This is a genomic window from Psychrobacter sp. FME13, assembly GCF_014861395.1.
Lineage (GTDB): Bacteria > Pseudomonadota > Gammaproteobacteria > Pseudomonadales > Moraxellaceae > Psychrobacter.
This window is the reverse complement of record NZ_RRYV01000415.1, coordinates 1-316: the sequence shown is the minus strand read 5'-3', so window position 1 is coordinate 316 and position 316 is coordinate 1. Positions and strand designations below refer to the sequence as shown.

The following is a 316-nucleotide window of genomic DNA, read 5'->3' as shown; positions in this document are numbered from 1 at the left end:
AGCTCTCATCTTGCGTCGGGGCGAAGCAGTGCTTCGCTTTATCCCTCCTCATTTAAGATCTCGCGCTCCTCTTCGGCAACTTTAAGCTGTCGCTTTAGGCGTTTTACCTCTTCAAGCGCACTCATAAGTTCAGGGTCATACTGCTTTGTTCCTACAAGCTTGCCTTGATTGGCTTTGTTATGCCAATTTGAGAGCGTTTGCATCTCTATTTCGAGCTGCTGAACAGTTGCACTCAAGTTACGATTGTTGTCTGTTATCTTTTTGACAGCTTCAGCTTTAAATTCGTTACTGTAGGTTCTTAATTTCTTGGTCATGG

At 44.3% G+C, this 316-nt stretch carries 1 pseudogene; it reads right to left on the bottom strand.

Annotated features, from left to right (window positions below):
* Positions 1-47 precede the first annotated feature (47 nt).
* A pseudogene (locus tag EI164_RS16840) lies at positions 48-314 on the bottom strand (transposase); the annotation flags it as partial.
* Between the last annotated feature and the right edge of the window lie 2 nt (positions 315-316).